Annotated in this window: 14 protein-coding genes; 11 read left to right on the forward strand and 3 right to left on the reverse strand. The window is 59.5% G+C overall.

Annotation, left to right across the window (positions count from 1 at the left end):
• Positions 1-12 precede the first annotated feature (12 nt).
• Complete coding sequence (gene cysK / locus HM1_RS07795; protein WP_012282809.1) at positions 13-942, forward strand: cysteine synthase A; 930 nt, start codon at positions 13-15, stop codon at positions 940-942.
• Positions 943-1,077: 135 nt separating this feature from the next.
• Positions 1,078-1,476 carry a YezD family protein gene (locus HM1_RS07800; RefSeq protein ID WP_012282810.1) on the forward strand — a complete coding sequence of 133 codons (399 nt, stop codon included), beginning with the start codon at positions 1,078-1,080 and terminating at the stop codon, positions 1,474-1,476.
• Positions 1,477-1,666: 190 nt separating this feature from the next.
• Here HM1_RS07800 and HM1_RS07805 read toward each other — a convergent pair whose 3' ends face one another.
• The 3 genes from HM1_RS07805 to HM1_RS07815 all read right to left on the reverse strand — a co-directional run bounded on the left by HM1_RS07805 (position 1,667) and on the right by HM1_RS07815 (position 3,904).
• Positions 1,667-2,347: a formate dehydrogenase subunit gamma gene (locus HM1_RS07805; protein ID WP_012282811.1), complete on the reverse strand. Its 681-nt coding sequence runs from the start codon at positions 2,345-2,347 to the stop codon at positions 1,667-1,669.
• A gap of 2 nt (positions 2,348-2,349) precedes the next feature.
• Positions 2,350-3,336 (reverse strand): 4Fe-4S dicluster domain-containing protein, encoded by a 987-nt coding sequence (locus tag HM1_RS07810; RefSeq protein WP_012282812.1) that lies wholly within the window; start codon positions 3,334-3,336, stop codon positions 2,350-2,352.
• A 145-nt stretch (positions 3,337-3,481) separates the two neighbouring features.
• Positions 3,482-3,904 (reverse strand): PadR family transcriptional regulator, encoded by a 423-nt coding sequence (locus HM1_RS07815; RefSeq protein ID WP_064504626.1) that lies wholly within the window; start codon positions 3,902-3,904, stop codon positions 3,482-3,484.
• 317 nt (positions 3,905-4,221) lie between these two features.
• Here HM1_RS07815 and HM1_RS07820 point away from each other — a divergent pair, with 317 nt between their 5' ends.
• The 9 genes from HM1_RS07820 to mutM all read left to right on the forward strand — a co-directional run bounded on the left by HM1_RS07820 (position 4,222) and on the right by mutM (position 18,252).
• Complete coding sequence (locus HM1_RS07820) at positions 4,222-5,844, forward strand: IS1182-like element ISHmo2 family transposase (protein ID WP_012281187.1); 1,623 nt, start codon at positions 4,222-4,224, stop codon at positions 5,842-5,844.
• Positions 5,845-6,084: 240 nt separating this feature from the next.
• Complete coding sequence (locus HM1_RS07825; protein WP_012282814.1) at positions 6,085-6,762, forward strand: redox-sensing transcriptional repressor Rex; 678 nt, start codon at positions 6,085-6,087, stop codon at positions 6,760-6,762.
• Between the two features lie 229 nt (positions 6,763-6,991).
• Entirely contained in the window at positions 6,992-7,573 is a 582-nt protein-coding gene (locus HM1_RS07830) for a 5-formyltetrahydrofolate cyclo-ligase (RefSeq protein WP_012282815.1), read from the forward strand.
• Positions 7,566-8,141 (forward strand): NADH-quinone oxidoreductase subunit NuoE, encoded by a 576-nt coding sequence (gene nuoE, locus HM1_RS07835; protein WP_012282817.1) that lies wholly within the window; start codon positions 7,566-7,568, stop codon positions 8,139-8,141. Before HM1_RS07830 ends, nuoE begins: the two co-directional genes overlap by 8 nt.
• 14 nt (positions 8,142-8,155) lie before the next feature.
• A complete protein-coding gene (gene nuoF, locus HM1_RS07840) occupies positions 8,156-10,135 on the forward strand; it encodes an NADH-quinone oxidoreductase subunit NuoF (RefSeq protein ID WP_012282818.1) in 1,980 nt (659 codons plus the stop codon).
• Positions 10,136-10,149: 14 nt separating this feature from the next.
• Entirely contained in the window at positions 10,150-13,038 is a 2,889-nt protein-coding gene (fdhF, locus tag HM1_RS07845) for a formate dehydrogenase subunit alpha (protein ID WP_012282819.1), read from the forward strand.
• Between the two features lie 307 nt (positions 13,039-13,345).
• Entirely contained in the window at positions 13,346-14,431 is a 1,086-nt protein-coding gene (locus HM1_RS07850; protein ID WP_012282821.1) for a sialidase family protein, read from the forward strand.
• Positions 14,432-14,585: 154 nt separating this feature from the next.
• Positions 14,586-17,405 carry a DNA polymerase I gene (polA, locus tag HM1_RS07855; protein WP_012282822.1) on the forward strand — a complete coding sequence of 940 codons (2,820 nt, stop codon included), beginning with the start codon at positions 14,586-14,588 and terminating at the stop codon, positions 17,403-17,405.
• A gap of 13 nt (positions 17,406-17,418) precedes the next feature.
• A complete protein-coding gene (gene mutM, locus HM1_RS07860) occupies positions 17,419-18,252 on the forward strand; it encodes a DNA-formamidopyrimidine glycosylase (protein WP_012282823.1) in 834 nt (277 codons plus the stop codon).
• Positions 18,253-18,274: the final 22 nt, after the last annotated feature.

Below are 18,274 nucleotides of genomic sequence, written 5' to 3' on the forward strand. Positions count from 1 at the left end.
AGGATGTTTTCCATGGCCAAAATCGCCAACAATATCACTGATCTGATCGGTAAAACCCCCTTGGTGCGGCTGAACCGAGTGACCGAAGGGCTGGAAGCGGATGTGGTCGCCAAGCTGGAGTACTTCAATCCCGGCGGCAGCGTCAAAGACCGCATCGGCTACGCCATGATCAAAGATGCCGAAGAAAAAGGGCTGCTCCATAAAGACTCGGTGATCATCGAGCCGACCAGCGGTAACACCGGCATCGCCCTCTCCTTTGTGGCGGCCACCCTCGGCTACCGGGTCATCCTGACCATGCCGGAGACATTCAGCATCGAGCGCCGGAACCTGCTCAAGGCCTACGGCGCAGAGTTGGTGCTCACCCCTGGAACGGAAGGGATGAAAGGCGCTGTGCGCCGGGCAGAGGAGCTGGCCGCCCAGATCCCCAACGCCTTCATTCCCCAGCAGTTCAACAACCCCGCCAACCCGAAAATTCACCGGGCTACCACTGCCGAGGAGATCTGGGCCGATACGGACGGAAAAGTGGATATCCTCGTCGGGGGCGTCGGCACTGGCGGAACCATTACCGGTGTGGGAGAAACGCTGAAGGCGCGCAAACCCGGTCTCCAGGTCATCGCCGTAGAGCCTTTTGACTCGCCCGTCCTGTCCGGCGGTCAACCGGGTCCCCACAAGATTCAGGGCATCGGACCTGGCTTCGTTCCCCAGGTGCTGAATCTGGAGGTTGCCGACGAGATCTACAAGGTCCGCAATGATGAGGCCTTTGAGACGAGCCGGCGGATCGCTCGGGAGGAAGGCATCCTCGTAGGGATCTCCTCCGGGGCCGCAGCTTACGCAGCCCTGCAGATCGCCAAGCGGCCGGAAAACGCCGGCAAGCTCATCGTGGTCGTACTGCCCGATACAGGGGAACGTTATCTGAGCACCCCCCTCTTCCAGGGAGCGTAATCATCGTTAGGAAAAGACACTATTTACTCAGCAAAGACATTGCCTATTGACAATAGATTCCTGTCCGTCCTATACTCACCTTAAATCAAAGCAATCAAGTCGGATTAGTAAAGATTGGATTAGGGGGGTATAGGTGTGGTAAAAAGAAGCGAACTGAGGAACGCCCAGGAACCGCTGTCGATCCCCCAGGAGGTTCTGGCGCGGATCGAGAAGGAAATCTGTGCCATGATTTTCGGCACGGTGACACTGGTGCTGCAAGATGCTCACATCATCCAGATGAACAAACTGGAGAAGATACGCTTCGACTCTGACGAGGCGCTAAAGGGAGCCAGACCGGCAACTCCTGAAACCAATTCCGGAACGGCGCAGGGGCAGGGACTATCGTCTCTGCGCCGGCGCATCATCGAAGCCATCGGCGGACTCCGCCACGGCGAGGTTGTCATCGTCATCCAAAAAGGCCGGATCGTTCAGATCGAACGGACGGAGAAACGCCGCTTCCCGCTGCTTGAAGGGCTGTACGGCGACGGGATCTAAAAACATACAAAAACATACAGGAGGTATCACGCTGAGTAAGCGTCAAAAAGGCCCCACCTTGTTTCCAGGGTGGGGCTTGAATTATGCTTTCTTTGTTGCCAAGGGACGCCGAAGGCGGCCCTTGGCCTTAACAGGTGCCGGTCGGTATGCGATCCGCCAGAAGGCGGTGACGGCGGATCGCATTGGTCTCTTAGCCGTTCATCTGCGACCACCACTTGCTGTGCCGGTGCCGGGCGTATTCGGCGTCGATGAGCCCGCTGAACATGCCGGGCAGGAGATTCCGGTTCGCCGGGATAGCGAAGGCGAGCAGGTGGGCGATAATGCCGATCAGCAACAGCATTGAGGTCAGGGTGTGCAACAGCGTCGAAAGGTAGATGAGCGATTCGGACATCTCGACGCCCGGGATGTTTTTGACCACCTTGATGATTCCTGTGACGATCAAGGCGATCACGTTCACCGCGATAAAGGCGTAGGCCAGGCGCTGTTCGGCTAGGTATTTTTCCGAGGGCGGTTCTTGCCCGCCTGTGAACATGGCCTTGATGATCAGCCAGGACTCGCCGAGATCGCCCTGTTTCGGCAAGATGTCGAATTCTCGCCGGGCGATATGGTAGGTGAGGTGAAAGAAGACGATGAACATGAGCAGGATGGCGCCGGCATAGTGCATGTTCAGGGTGATTTCATAGTTGCCTGACCAGGCCATGCCGGGGACCTCGGTGAGCATATAGCGTTTGTAAAGGGGCATTTGCCCGAAGCCGGAAAAGAAGAGGGAGAAGATGGAGAAGGCTGCCGTCCAGTGGACAAAACGGGGAATCAGGCCGTGGCGGCGCACCTTGCCGGAGACAGGGAAATTCTTCGACATTTTTTCCGCCATCGTCATTCCTCTCCCTTCATGGTGCGGTAGGCGACGACACCGGCGGCGATGACGCCGGCCACCGGGGCGATCATCATGCCGGTGACCTTGCCGTTGGCGCTGTCCATGATGTTTTTGGCGTTGACCGGCATGGCAGGGCGGCCCGGTTTCCCATCGACTGCCTGCTCCTTCATCGCCCGGTCGATGGCTTCAAAGGGCACGGCAGAGACGTAGAATGTGGAGGTGCCGCCGTTTTCCTTCTCGCCGTAGATGTGGCCGCCGATCTGGCGAGCCCGCTCTTGGGCCTTTGCCAGCATCTCGCTTTTTTTCCCGAAGGAGATGGCCTTGTTCGGGCAGGCATCAACACAGGCCGGCGATTCGCCCCGGCGGATGCGGTCGATACAGAGGTCGCACTTGTACATGACGCCGCCGCCGGCGTATTTGGGCAGCACTTTCATATAGAGACCTACGCCGGCCTGGCGGGCCGGAATGCCCCAGGGACAGACGTCGCGGCACTTGGCACCGCCGAAGCAGAGGTCCTTGTCGATGACGACAGGTCCTTCGGGCTTTTTTGTCTGGGCGCTGAAAGGGCAGATGTCGGCGCAAGGGGGATTGTCACAGTGCATGCAACGGCGCGGCACATAGACGTCCTGCTCTTTCCCCTCATGCTGTACCGTCACTTTTTGCACGTAGGTCCAGTTATAAGGTGTGAGCCGGTTGGTCACTTGCCGCTTATCTGACCAGTCTTCATGCTTGTTCTGGGGCCAGTAATTCTCGATCGGCTTTTGCGGCTCCGGGAAACGGGATTGGTTTTTTTGGCGGCAGGCGCTGACGCAACGAGGCGTCTGTTCACCGGCGCACCCATCGCAGCGAGTCAGGTCGATCATCGTTCCCACAGCGTCGGCGTCGGCAAAGGCCGGTCCCTTCGGCCCCAAGGTCAGTACGCCGGCGCCGGCGACGCCGGAGGCGATAGCGCGTCGAAAAAAAGTTCTCCGGCTGACATCGGTCATTCGGGCTCACTCCTTGATGTGCACAATCAGGGCGCCCTGAGAGGGCACTCGCTACCACTAATCTACCCTATAGGGGTATAACGTGTCAATGGAATCGAAAGCAGGCACAAAAAATTCCGCTCGTAGAGCGGAGTTGCCACATCGTTCAACCGATGTCCTGCTTATTTTCCTTTTGAGGGAATTGGTCAAAGTGGCTGCGGTAACGGAAGAGGAAGTCATCGAGGGCGCTGCGGTGTCGCGCGATTTCCCGGGCCCATCTATGCAATGTCTCGACACCTTTGTCGGTCAACTCGTAACAACGCTTGGCCGGACCGCTCTCCCCGGTCTGCCATCTGGACTGCACCAAATGATCTTCCTCCATCCGGCGCAGGGTGCGGTAGATCAAGGCGGGGTCGGTGGGTCCGTCTAATAGCACCAGTTCGCCGATCCGCTCCATCAGTTCATAGCCATAGGATGGCTTCTCCGAGAGCAACAGGAGCAACGCCGGTTGGACGAAGCGGTTGATGCGGCCGACTGTGTAAGGGAGGGAGTTCACCTCCGCTTGACAAGAATCAACAAGCCGGGACATAACCCATGGTCTCCTTTCGAGCAGATCACAGGGGAATAGACCCCCACCCCTATATTATGATCATCCGACAGGAGATGTCAAAAAGGGGATTAAAAAAAATGTTGCAAACTTTACGCAAAAGTTGCAAAAAAGGTATTGCATGTGGAAACTATCGCATGTATAGTTAAATTACAGATAGAGTCTGTCTAAAAACCCCCCTCAAGAGAGGGCAAAAAGCAAGACGTTTTTATATGGAAATCGGTGGAATTTAAAGGGAATTTGACTCTTCGCGTCGAAGGATATAGGTACAAAGACTGTTTATAGCGAGGCGATGTACCTTGTTTCGATTCGATGTGGATCCCCAAGTTAGCTTTTACGACTTTGCAGCCCTCTGGGACCAACTTGTGCCTGCCGATTCCGTCTTTCGCCTGTTTCGTGAATTGGCGCCCCTATTAATACAACCGGAGGATTTTACAGGTCTCTATTGCCTTGACAACGGACGTCCCAGTCATGCGGCCCGGCAGATGACGATGGCCTGCATGTTACAGGAAATGCTGGGCGAAACAGACCGGGGGATGGAAGCACAGACACGTGTGAACATCGAGGTCAAGTTTGCGTTAGGAATGGCCCTCGATGAACCGGGCATTGATCACGCCAATTTTGGCGTCCACCGGCAACGGCTCATCCAAAAGGAACTTGATAAGGTCTATCTCGATCGCTTTATCCGGTTGATGTACTACCTGGGCGTTTTGACAGGGAAAGAACCTTGGATAACGGACACGACCCATGTCATAGCTCCCATCAGTGCCCCCACGACCATCGAACTGATCCGCCAAGCCATGCGCCTGTTGGTGCGTCTTTTGGCGAAGCAATACAGTGTTCCATGGCATGCAATCCCCCATGCCCCTCGGGCGGTACGTTACCTGGAAACAGTGACGGAAGTGAAAGAGCATAACCTGGACGATAAGGCCAAAATGGAACGGCTTGTTGAAGTGGTCAGCGAGGCTGACGAACTGCTGGCCTACGTGGAGTCATCGGAGGCTTCGTGGAAGAAGAAGCCCGATGTCATTCATTACGCCCTTTTGCTTTGCCGTATCCTCCGTGAACGAATCATTCGGAAAGATGATGGAACTCTTGAGATAGCCCCCGGCGGTTCTGTCAAAGATATGATAGTTTCGGCTGTAGACAGCGAAGCCCGTTTCGGTTGTAAGGGCAAGACGAAATGGCGCGGGTATAAGATGGCCATCGTCGAAGTCGGAAATTCCGGATTTATCGCCGCCGCCGAGGCCATGAAAGCCAACGACTATGACGGCTCCAGTCTGGTGCCGTTAGCGGATCAGCTTCCCACCGATTGTGTAGAAAACCCGACGATCATTGGAGATACCCACTATGGTGCGGGCGATGACCGTGTCACCCTCAAGGAAAAAGGCATTGACGTAGTGGCGCCACTTTCACCAAAGACAAAATGTGATATCCTCGCGGGCGAGGGATTTCAAGTTTCCGAAGACCAAACACAACTGATCTGCCCGAGAGGAAAAGTCATCACCACCTATTCGGAAGTGGCAGATGGGAAGAACTTCGTGCTTCGCGCCAAGGACCATGATTGCAAGCACTGCCCTCGTTACACGACCTGTTTTAAAGAAAAGAAACATCGGCGCACGATTTTTATTCACAACGCCTATGGTGTCATGCTCGAGGCGGCAAAGCACTCCCAAACGAAAATCTATAAGGAACAGATGCGTCTTCGCAGCCGCATCGAAGCCAAGCAAAATGAACTGGTCAACCGTTACGGACTGCGCCGGGTTCGCCGTATCGGAAAACGAAATCTGGCTTATGCCGCCCGGCTCAGCGCGTTAGCGGCGAACTTTCAAAAACTCAACCGTCTACGAAATGATAAGAATGCAACCATGGTGTTGGAGGTGAGCGCCTTACGCGGTGTTGCTTTCAAAAAAGCCGCATAAGGTGCAAGGGGGAGATCTGCCCTTTTTGAGGAAAATCCTCAAAAAGGGCTGCTGAGACCGATAAAAAGACTCTGGTTTTTTGCTGTTTGTATTAAAAAATCATGCTTTTGCAAGGGCTGGCTAGGAATTTGCTTATTTTCTAGACGGCCTCAGATAGACAAACATTCATAGGATATCGGACAAACGATACCTAGGTAAGCCCAACGCACATAAGTTGACATCAATGAAGGGGATGAGGACGTGAAGTTTTTCAAGGTGCCTGAGCCGACAATCATGCGGTTGTCGCTCTACTCGCGGATCCTTGAACAGTTGGAAGAACGCGGTGTCCCGATCATTTCCTCGGTGGAGTTGGGTGATGCCGTAGGGATCAATTCGGGCGTCGTCCGCAAGGACCTGTCCATGTTCGGGGAGTTTGGTGTCCGCGGTGTGGGCTACAATGTGCGGGAACTGCGGGATAATATCCGCAAGCTCTTGGGTCAAGATCGCAACTGGCCCGTGATCATCGTCGGCGCCGGTCACTTGGGTTCTTCCTTGGCCGCCTATCCGGGATTCCGTCAACGCGGATTCGACGTGGTTGCGCTGGTGGACACGGATCCTGAAAAAATCGGTTCTACCATCATCGACAAGACCGTCGTCTCCTGGGAAGAAGCGGAGAGGCTCGTCAAAGCGCAGGGCATTCGCATGGCGATCCTGGCTGTGCCCGCTGACGCCGTTCAGGCTGTTGCCCAGCAATTGACCGATCTCGGGATTGAGGCGATTCTCAACTTCTCGCCCATCATCTTGAAAGGGCCTTCCAAAGCACAGGTGCAAAATGTCGACCTGACGGTCTACTTTGACCTGATGCGGTTCACGCAAAACCTCAACGACAACGGCCTGCGACCCCAGGCGTCCCATACGCGCGGGATCGCCGTTCGCTGATATTTCTCGCCATCCTGTTCGGTTTTCTGCATCCTTTTGTTTCGTTTGTTCCGACTGTTCCGAAGGCCGTGGGGCCTTCTTTTTTTTTCCTCCGAACCGCCTTTGCCGGATGGATGGGCGGGACGGATGGTGAAGAACCATAAAAGGGCACTCGGTCTGACAAGGGATTAGACGATTTATGACGAATCTTCATGAACATGACATGACTTTGCCGAATGAGGGTGGCTGTTTGAAAGAGGACCTGCGCCAGAGGGCATTGCAAGGACGCAACAGTTTGACACCAAAGGAGCTTGCATCGAAAAGCCGTTTGATCGCGCGACGCCTGTTTGCCATGCCGGCCTATGTGTCAGCTTCGACGGTGATGATTTACGTCGATTTCCGCCGAGAGGTGAAAACAGGGGAGATCCTTGCCCATAGTCTGAACAGGGGGAAGCAGGTGACGGTGCCGGTCTGTGACGGAGGCGCGCGTCGCCTGACCGCCGGGCGCATCGAGCGATACCCGGAGGATCTGCAACCGGGAACCTGGGGGATCATGGAACCGGTGACGGTCGTTCCTGTCGAACCTGCTTTGCTGGACCTGGTGATCGTGCCCGGTGTCGCCTTTGACCGGCAGGGCAACCGGCTCGGTTACGGCGCCGGGTATTATGACCGTTTCCTTCCTTCCTTGCGCCCGGAGGCGCAGAAAATCGCCCTCGCCTTTGACGTACAGATCGCACATCAGATATGCCCCGACGACCATGATATCCCCATGGATTGGATCATCACCGAGAGCGGGGTCATCGATTGCAGGGAGGAACGCGTCCATGGCTGAATGCCGATGCCGCCGAGCAGATCAACAAAAAGATCAAACAGTTCACACAGGACAAACAGATCACACAGTTTACACAGGACAAACGGGACAGACAGATCGGACAAAAAGGGAAACCGAAAAAGACCGACGCCTTGCCGCCTTGCTGGAAAAATATCGGGAAGAGCGGGGCGCATTGATCCCCTTGTTGCAAGGGGTGCAGGAGATCTACGGTTATCTGCCGGGACCGGCGATGGAACGGATCGCCCGGACGCTGCGGTTGCCTGCGGCCCAGGTCTATGGCGTGGCCACCTTTTACGCCCAGTTTCACTTTGCGCCGCGCGGACGCCATGTGATCCGCGTCTGCTTAGGCACGGCCTGCCATGTCCGCGGCGGCGCCCGGATTTTTGAGGCCCTCCGTCGGCAGTTGGGTGTCGAGGACGGCGGGACGACGGCGGATCTGCGCTATACCCTCGAATCGGTGGCCTGTATCGGCGCCTGCGGGCTGGCCCCGGTGATCATGATCGATGACGACACCCATGGACGACTGACGCCGGAGAGCCTGCCGGGCATCCTGGCCCGGTACGAATGAGGAGGCGCCCTGATATGAAAAGTTTGATGGATCCCTGCTGCCAGCGGTGCGCCCATCGACCGGAGACGCCCTGTAGGGAATATCTGCGCTGTCGGACCGAAGGCCCCCTCTGCCATGACGATGAACAATGCCGGAAGGCCCGGCTGGAGCGCATCGAGGCTGTCGAAGGGGCGACCCCGGCACAAAGGCCAATGCAAAACCTCATCCACGAGTCCCGCCGTTGGCGGTTGCTCCTCTGCGCCGGCACCGGTTGCATCGCCTCTGGCGGTGCTCCCGTTGTGGCGGCGCTCCGGGAGGTTGTAGAGGAACGCGGGATGTCCAATCAGGTGGCGATCGTCCTCACCGGCTGCCACGGTTTTTGCGAGCAGGGGCCGATCGTCGTCGTCGAACCGGGCAACACCTTTTATCGCCGCGTCAGCGCTGCCGACGTGCGTGATATCGTCGATACCCACCTGATCGGCGGCCAAAAGGTGGACCGGCTGCTTTATCGGCTTCCCGGAGGAGAGGCCGTCGCCAGTTACCCGGAGATTCCCTTCTATGCCCGCCAGCATCGGATCGTGCTGGCCAACTGCGGTCACATCAACCCGGAGGACCTGGGCGAGTACCTGGCTCGCCAGGGTTACCGAGGGTTTCTGAAGGCCCTCGCCATGGAACGGGCCGCCGTGATCGCTGAGGTGAAGCGTTCCGGCCTGCGCGGACGTGGCGGTGCCGGTTTTCTTACCGGCCAGAAGTGGGAGTTCACCGCCGACGCGCCGGGAGAAGAGAAGTACATCGTCTGTAACGCCGATGAGGGCGATCCGGGGGCTTTCATGGACCGCTCCGTCCTGGAGGGCGACCCCCACGCCGTGTTGGAGGGGATGCTCGTCGCCGGCTATGCCATCGGCGCCCGGGAGGGGTACATATACGTCCGGGCCGAGTACCCCCTCGCCATCCGCCGCCTGCGAACGGCCATCGCCCAGGCGGAAGCCTGCGGTCTCCTCGGTGAGAACATCCTCGCCAGCGGCTTTTCTTTCCGTGTTTACGTCAAAGCCGGCGCCGGCGCCTTCGTCTGCGGCGAGGAGACGGCGCTGCTCACCTCCATCGAAGGCAACCGCGGGATGCCCCGCGTCAGACCGCCCTATCCCGCCGTCAAGGGGCTCTGGAGCAAACCCACCAATATCAACAACGTAGAAACCCTTGCCAATATCCCCCATATCCTGCGCCGCGGTGCCGACTGGTACGCCGCCATGGGTGTCGGTCGTTCGAAAGGCTCAAAGGTCTTCGCCCTCACCGGCAAGGTGAATAACACGGGACTTGTCGAGGTCCCCATGGGCCTCAGCCTGCGGGAGATCATCTTCGCCATCGGCGGCGGCATCCAGGGCGGGAAGGCTTTCAAGGCCGTTCAGATCGGCGGTCCCTCCGGCGGCTGTCTGCCTGAGTCGCTCCTTGACACGCCTGTCGATTATGAAAGCCTGCTGGAAGCCGGTGCCATGGTCGGCTCCGGCGGTCTCGTCGTCATGGACGAGTCCACCTGCATGGTCGACATCGCCCGGTATTTTTTGAACTTCACCCAGCAGGAGTCCTGCGGCAAGTGCGCCCCCTGCCGGGAAGGGACGAAACGGATGCTGGAGATCGTGACGCGGATCACGGAAGGCGAAGGGCGCCTGGAGGACCTGGAGGCGCTGGAAAAGCTGGCCGCCGTGATCAAGGACACCTCCCTCTGCGGCCTCGGTCAGTCTGCGCCCAACCCTGTCTTGACGACGCTGCGTTATTTCCGAGACGAGTATGAGGCCCACATCCACGACCAGCGTTGCCCCGCCGGCCGCTGCGCGGCCCTCTTGACCTACCGCATCGACGCGGACAAGTGCCGCGGTTGCACCCTTTGCGCCCGCCGCTGCCCTGTCGGTTGCATCACCGGCAAGCCGCGGGAGGCCTATGCGATCGACGAGACCCGCTGCATCAAGTGCGGCGCCTGCCTGGAATGCTGCAAGTTCGGCGCTGTCATACGCCGGTAGGAGGAGAGACGACGATGAAACAAGGCAGCGCCCAAGCGCTGACAGACGATAAGACCAAAGCCCGGCCCGGGGCGCCTGCGAAGGACCCGGGGAACGGCGACGACGTCGCCTTGACGATAGATGGACAGACCCTCTCTGTCCCTGCGGGCACGACCGTGTTGGCGGCGGCCCGGCAACTCGGCATCGACATTCCGACCCTCTGCCACGATCCGGAGTTGACCAATGCCGGCTCCTGCCGCCTCTGTGTGGTTGAAGTCGAAATCCCCACGGCGGGGGGCATGATGAAGATGCGCAACCTCCCCCCATCCTGCGTCACCGCCGTTTCGCCGGGGATGGTCGTCCGCACCTGCACAGAAAGGGTGGTGCAGGCGCGCCGGACGGTGCTGGAACTGCTGTTGGCCAACCACCCGAGAGATTGTCTGCGCTGCGAGCGTGCGGGAAATTGCCAACTCCAGGCTTACGCCTACGCCTACGGCGCTGACTTCCCTGCCGCTGGTTCCGCCCTCGACGGTGAGCGCCGCCGCGATCCCGTCGATGATTCGAACCCCTTCATCCGGCGGGATATGAACAAGTGTGTCCTCTGCGGCAAGTGTGTGCGCGTCTGCGCTGAGGTCCAGGGCCGCCATGTCCTGGATTACGCGCATCGCGGTTTCGCAACGACGGTGGCGCCGGCCTTTGAGAAGGCGCTCGGCGACTCGGACTGTGTGTTTTGCGGATCCTGCGTCGCCCTCTGCCCCACAGGCGCGCTCACTGAAAAAATGAAGGCCGGAAAGGGCCGACCCTGGGATGGGCGCCGCAAGGTGCGGACCACCTGCCCGTACTGCGGCACCGGTTGCAACTTCGACCTAGAGGTGGTTCGGCGGCCTGTCGCCGGCGAACCGGAGCGGGAGGAGGTCATCGGCGTCGCCTCAGCCGCCGATGCGCCGGTCAACGGCCGCCACCTCTGTGTCAAAGGCCGTTTTGGCCTTTCCTTTATCCATCATCCCGAACGTCTCCGCCGCCCCCTGGTGAAAAAGGAGGGCCGCTTTGTCGAAACCTCTTGGGAGGAAGCGCTCTCCTTTGTGGCGGAGCGGTTCCGAGCGATCCTGAGCGAATGGGGCGGCGACGCCTTCGGCGTGTTGGCTTCCGCTAAGGTGACGAATGAGGAGAACTACCTGATCAACCGTTTTGCCCGGGGGGTGCTGGGCACCAACAACATTGACCACTGCGCCCGCCTCTGCCACGCCTCGACAGTGGCCGGTCTGGCCGCCGCCTTCGGCTCCGGGGCGATGACCAATCCCATCGCTGATATCGCCAAAAGCGACTTCTTGCTCGTCATCGGGTCTAACACGACCGAGTCCCACCCTGTCCTGGCCCAGAAATTGCTGCAGGCCATCGGCCGGGGGACGCCCTGCGTCGTCATCGATCCGCGCAGGACGGAACTGGCGGCGGCAGCGACGGAGCACCTGGCCATCCGCCCCGGTGGAGACCTGGCGCTGCTCAACGCCATGGCCCATGTGATCATCGCCGAAGGGCTTCAGGACGATCGTTTTATCGAAGAACGGACCGAAGGTTTCGAGGAGTTCAAAGCGGCTGTCGCCGACTGTTCGCCCGAATGGGCCGCGCCGCTCACCGGGATCGCGCCGGCGGTCATCAGGGAGACGGCCCGCCGATATGCGAGGGCCGAGCGGGCCTCCATCTTCTACACCATGGGAATCACTCAAAAGCGCACGGGCACGCACAATGTGATGGCTATCGCCAACCTGGCCCTTTTGACGGGTCACATCGGCAAAGAGGGAAGCGGCGTCAACCCCCTGCGCGGTCAAAACAACGTGCAGGGCGCTTGTGACATGGGCGCGCTGCCCAATGTCTTCCCCGGCTATCAGCCTGTCGGAGATGCGGCTGTCCGGGCCAAGTTCGCCGCCGCTTGGGGACTCGACGCCGTCGAATTGCCGGCCAAGCCGGGCCTCACCGTCGGTGAGATGCTCGAAGCCGCCCGTGCAGGGGAACTCAAGGCGATGCTGATCGTCGGAGAGAACCCGGTCCTCTCCGATCCGGACAGCGCCCGCGTTGTGGAAGCGCTGCGACGGCTCGATTTCCTCGTCGCCGTCGACATCTTTTTGAGTGAGACGGCTCAACTGGCCGATGTGGTGCTGCCGGCCTGTTCCTTTGCTGAAAAGGAAGGGACCTTCACCAACACGGAACGGCGGGTGCAGCGGGTGCGGCAGGCCATCGAACCCGTCGGCCAGTCGCGGCCTGACTGGCGGATCGTGGCCGATCTCGCAGCCGCGCTCGGTCGACCTTTTGACGTGAATGATCCGGCGGCGGTGATGGCGGAGATCGCCCGCCTTACGCCCGCCTACGGCGGGATCAGCCACGACCGTCTCGACAGGGAAGGCGGGCTCTGCTGGCCCTGTCCGGCAAGCGATCACCCCGGGACGCCTCGCCTGCATGAGGAGCGCTTCACCCGAGGAAAGGGCCGCTTCCACGCCGTCCACTACCTGCCTCCGGCGGAAGCGCCTGATGAAACGTACCCCCTTGTGCTATCGACCGGACGCCGCCTCTTCCATTACCACACGGGAACGATGAGCCGCCGGACCGAATTGGCGGCGATTTATCCGGAGGAACACCTGGAGATGCATCCCGATGACGCGGCCCATCTCGGACTGACGGACGGAGACTGGGTCCGCCTCTCCACCCGTCGGGGTGCCATCTCCATCCCTGTACGGCTGACAGAAGGCATCATGGCGGGAACGGTCTTCACTTCCTTCCACTTTTCTGAGGCAGCCGTCAACGTCCTGACGAACAGCGCCGTCGACCCTGTGGCCAAAATCCCGGAACTGAAGGTCTGTGCCTGCCGGGTGGAAATCGTCGATCCGCCCTGCGGGTATCTGCCGCCTGCGGGCAAGCGGGTTCTGGTCTAGTTTTGCATTGTTGCTGCTGATCTAGTTGTTGTTTCCTGCTTTTTTCGTTCCTGTGAATTGCCGATCTTGTCGGTAAACTGTTTTCCGCCAATTTGGGCGGGCGGTAACAGTTTCTGTCAAGGGTCGTCCTCTTCTACAGAATGTCCGTGTTAAGCGACGGGAAGCCTGGTCTGCGAAAACATCGCGGGACCAGGTGCTTTTTTGCCTTTCGACGGAACGGAAGTGATAAAATGTCATGAAGAAAGGAATGGTATAATCACCCATAGATGATGCGCAACCGAACAGGGCGGGCAGTGGAGGGATCGAGATGATCGAGCGGAGAACGCTGGTGCCGAGGCAGCGGAATATCTATTCCGCTTTTCCGACTTTTACGGAATACCGGGACAGGATCTATATCTTCTACCGCCAGGGGGTGACGAGCGCCCGTCAGTGCCATGGCGTCGATGGGACGGTGCGCTGTCTGCAACTGGACAAGGGCGAATTCTTGGAACGGATGCATCATGAAACCGAGGAGGGCTTTCTTGATGCCGGGGAAGAGGAGGTTGTCTTCCGCAGTGAGAACGAGATCGATGCTATTGTCTCCCGGCTCGACGAAGACCTGTTTACCCTCTGCACCCGCATCTACATGCGGGGCAGGATCTGTTCGGCCTTCATCTCTGTCGCTGACGAGCCTCGTTTCTCCAAGCGTCGCGCTGTCGAATTAAAAGGCGTCGAGTGGATTGTGTTTTACGGAAAGGCCGTCAAGAGCCCGGCAGGTTTTATCTTTCCCGCCTATGGGATTCTGAAAGGGGAGGAGTTTACCCGTCCCCTCGTCATCGTGACCGACGATTTCGAACATTGGGACCTTCTAGCTTATTTGCCTAGCGGCATCGACGGCGCCATCCTGAATGAGAGCACTGTCGTCTTTGACGGCAATCGCTACCGGATGTTCAGTCGCCAAGACAGCTCGCCCTTCGGCATCTGGCTGGCTGAATCGGAGGATCTCCAGCGCTGGTCGACGCCCTGCCGGATCCTATCGCGAGCCCATGCGCCCATGGCAGTCACCTTGCCGGGTGGAATCGCGCTGACCTACCGAGAGCTGTTGTCAAAGGAGAAGAGCGCCGTTGCGCTTCGCTTCCTGCGTTCCGGTGAGAGTCTCGGCAGGGAGACTGATCATGCTGACGGTTTCAGCGTCGACGGCGACTGTCCGGACGAGCTGGCGCTGAGTCTCACCATCGACTATTACGAAGGCAACCCTTATGACGGGGGCTACACCGATCTCGGCCTCGTCGACGATGACCTGGTCATCGTCTATTACCATGGAAATGAAGAGGGCGAGCCTTCCATCCGCGCTGCGGCCCTGCCTTGGCGGGAACTGGATGGCCGAATCGACGCCGAAAGGGATAGAAAATAAGCAGGGTTTGCTGGCGAAGAGCGAGAACAATCTTGGGAACTGATTGTGACGATGTTTTCATGAACCGAATGGACCCAGAACGGTCGTGTGCCTAGACGGGGGCGCGGATCCGGAATGGTCATGGACGCAGAATGTGATTAAAGGAGCACTGAACGTGCGCAATGCTGTTTTCATGGTGATCGACGGCAGCAGCCTGCTTCATCGGGCTTTTTACGCGCTGCCTCTTATGTCCACGTCTCAAGGCGTTCACACCAACGCCGTTTACGGATTTTTGACAATGCTGGAACGGCTGCGCCGGGAGTATCAGCCGGATTTTCTTGCCGTCTGCCTGGACAAAAGCCGCATCACGCATCGGACGCAGCGATATGAAGCCTACAAGGCCCAGCGGGGGGCGACGCCGGAGGAACTGCGCCCCCAGTTCGGCCTGCTCAAAGAGGTCCTCGCCGCCTGGCGCATCCCGCTTTTTGAAGAGGAGGGCTATGAGGCGGACGACCTCATCGGGGCACTCGTCTGCCTGGCCAAGAAACAGGGCATCGACAGCCTGATCGTCACCGGCGACCGCGACGCCTGGCAGTTGATCTCGCCCGGCGTGGAGGTGCTCTTCACCCGTAAGGGGATCAGCGAGCTCGAACGCTATGATGAGGAAGCGCTGAAAGCGAAGATCGGTTTGACCCCCCGGCAGGTCGTCGATTGGAAAGGGCTCATGGGGGACCCTTCGGACAATATCCCCGGCGTGCCGGGGGTGGGGGAGAAGAGGGCTTTTAAACTGCTGGAGCAGTTTGGCGACATGGACAGCCTCTACGAGCGGCTCGATGAGGTGAAAGGGAAACTGAAGGAGAAGCTGGCGACCCACCGCGAACAGGCTTTCCTTTCGAGAGAACTGGCGACGATCCAGTGCAATATCCCCCTCGAACCGGACTGGGAGGCCTGCCGTGCAGCCTCGCCTGACTTCCCGGCATTGCGTCGGCTCTATAAGAAATTGGAGTTTCGGAGTCTCCTGCGCCATCTCCCCGGTGATGAAGGCGATGACGAGGCCGAAGGCGGCAGCCTCTTTGCCCGACAAGATGAGCAAGCCGTCAGCGCCGTCGATCCGATGGGCGCTGACGGAACTGCCGGTGGTGGCGTCCGGTGCTCTGCCGCAGAGGGTGACAAACCGGGCGATGGGCAGGCGGTCAGACCTGATCAGGCGGTTCGCATCGACGTCGAAGCGCCCCTCACAGTGGAATACACCGCCGTCGAAGATGGAAACGCCATCGGCGCAATGCTGACGGAGCTGATGCAAATCGGCGCTGAGCCCGGTTGCCGGACGGCGGTGCTGGCCGCCTGGGAGGGTTCGCCGCGGACCGGCAAATTGAAGCAAATCGTCCTCGCCGCAGGCAGGGACGCCCTGCTGCGCCTCTGGGTCATCGACCGGCCTGGCGCGTTTTTCGCCGCCACAAAGCCCTTTTGGGCATCGAAGGACCACCGCAAGCTCTTTTTCGACGCCAAGTCGCTCTGGTTGCTGGCCCGCCGGGAGGATACAGTCATCGAAGGCATAGATGGCGACGGGCTGCTCGGCGCCTACCTGCTCGACCCGCTCGCCAACCGCTACAGCCTGGCTCGGTCGGCCCATGACTGGATCGGGTGGAAGGTTGATACCGAGGCCGGACGGAGCGTTCTTCCGCCGGAGGAAGGGGCTCGCGCCGCCGCAGCGCTCTTTCACATGACCCCGGTCATGGAGGCGCGCCTCGGCGAAGAGGGGTTGTGTGCCCTCTACCGGGATGTGGAACTGCCGCTGGCGCCGATCCTGGGCGCCATGGAGTGGACCGGCATCAAGGTCAATCCTGCCGTCCTTCAGGAGATGGCCGGTGAACTGGGCGCCGACATCCGCCGTCTCCAGGCTGACATTTACGATCTCGCCGGAGAGAGCTTTAACATCAACTCGACGCAGCAGTTTGGCAAGATCCTCTTTGAAAAGCTCGGCTTGCCGGTGATCAAAAGAACGAAGACCGGCTATTCCACCGACGTGGAGGTTCTCGAAGAGCTGGCCGACCGGCACCCCATCGTGCCTAAGGTGCTCGAATACCGCCAGTTGATGAAGCTCAAGTCGACCTATGTGGAGGGCCTGCTGCCTCTGATCGATGGCGAAGACGGCCGCATCCACACCAGCTTTAATCAGGCGGTGACGGCGACGGGGCGTCTCTCGTCGACAGAACCGAACCTGCAGAACATACCGGTCCGGCTCGAACAGGGGCGCCGCATCCGCAAGGCCTTTACGGCCCCCGGCGATGACTGGACCCTGCTGGCCGCCGATTACTCCCAGATCGAACTGCGCATCTTAGCCCACCTCTCCGGCGATCCCTCCTTCAAGGACGCCTTTGCCAAGAACCAGGACATCCATACCCGCACAGCCAGCGAGGTCTTCGGCGTGCCCATGGAGAATGTGACCAGCGAGATGCGCCGTCGCGCCAAGGCCGTCAACTTCGGCATCGTTTACGGCATCAGCGACTTCGGTCTCAGCCGCGATCTGGGGGTGCTTCGTGCCGAAGCGCGCCAGTACATCGACGGCTACTTTGACCGTTACAGCGGCGTCAAGGGCTATATCGACGAGATCATCGCCGAGGCGCGCCGCCAGGGTTATGTGACGACCCTGCTGGGACGCCGGCGCCGGCTGCCGGACCTCTTCGTCAAGAACAAGATCCGCCAGAACTTCGGCGAGCGGGCGGCCATGAACACGCCCATCCAGGGGACTGCCGCTGACATCATCAAGGCGGCCATGGTGCGCATCCCCGGCCTGCTTGCAGCCAAGGGACTCAAGACCCGCATGCTCTTGCAGGTCCATGACGAACTGATCTTTGAGGCGCCTAAGGAGGAACTCTCCGAGGCCGCCGCGCTGATCCGCGAGACGATGGAACAGACGATCCGCCTTGACGTGCCGCTCACCGTTGACGTGAAGACGGGACCGAACTGGTATGAGATGAAACCTTATCTATAAACGGAGGACGATCATGCCCGAACTGCCGGAAGTGGAAACTGTTCGCCGCAGCCTGGCCGGCCGCATCACCGGGCTGACCATCGAAAAGGTCGAGCTGCGCCTGCCGAAGATTGCCTTCGCCTTGCCGGGCACCCTTTTCACCGACGCCCTTCGGGGGCGGCGGATCATCGAACTGGGGCGGCGGGGAAAGTACCTGTTGCTTCACCTCGACGGCGATGAGACCCTTGTCATTCATTTGCGCATGACCGGTCGGCTCATCCATCTTCGGCCTGAGGAACGGGAAGAACCGGAAGCGGCCCACACCCACGCTGTCTTCTTTCTCGATGACGGCAGCCTGCTTCGCTACACCGATGTGCGCCAGTTCGGCACGCTGACGCTGATGACGAGGGAAGCGGCCTTGCGGCAACCGGGGAAGGGCCGTCTCGGCCCCGAACCGCTGGGACAGGACTTCTCCTTCGTCGATTTCCGCAACGCCCTAGTCAAGCGGAAGACCAAACTGAAACCGCTGTTGCTCGATCAGTCCTTCCTGGCGGGGCTGGGGAACATCTATGCCGATGAGGCTCTCGCCCGGGCCAGGCTCCACCCCGACCGGACGGCCGACTCCCTTGACGATGAGGAAAGCCGCCGGCTCTATGACTGCATCCGGACTGTCCTTCAGGAGGGCATCGACGCCAAGGGAACATCCTTCCGCGATTATGTCGACGGCGAAGGGCGCAAGGGCGAGTTTCAGGAAAAGCTGTGGGTCTACGGACGGGGAGGCAACCCCTGCCGCCGTTGCGGCGGCGAGATCCTTCGGGAAAAGCGTGCCGGGCGGAGCACCCATTTTTGCCCGCGCTGTCAAAAATAAGCGCCAAAAAATAAAAGGAAAA

Origin of the sequence: Heliomicrobium modesticaldum Ice1 (genome assembly GCF_000019165.1) — a bacterium.
In the GTDB taxonomy this organism is placed as follows: Bacteria; Bacillota; Desulfitobacteriia; order Heliobacteriales; family Heliobacteriaceae; genus Heliomicrobium; species Heliomicrobium modesticaldum.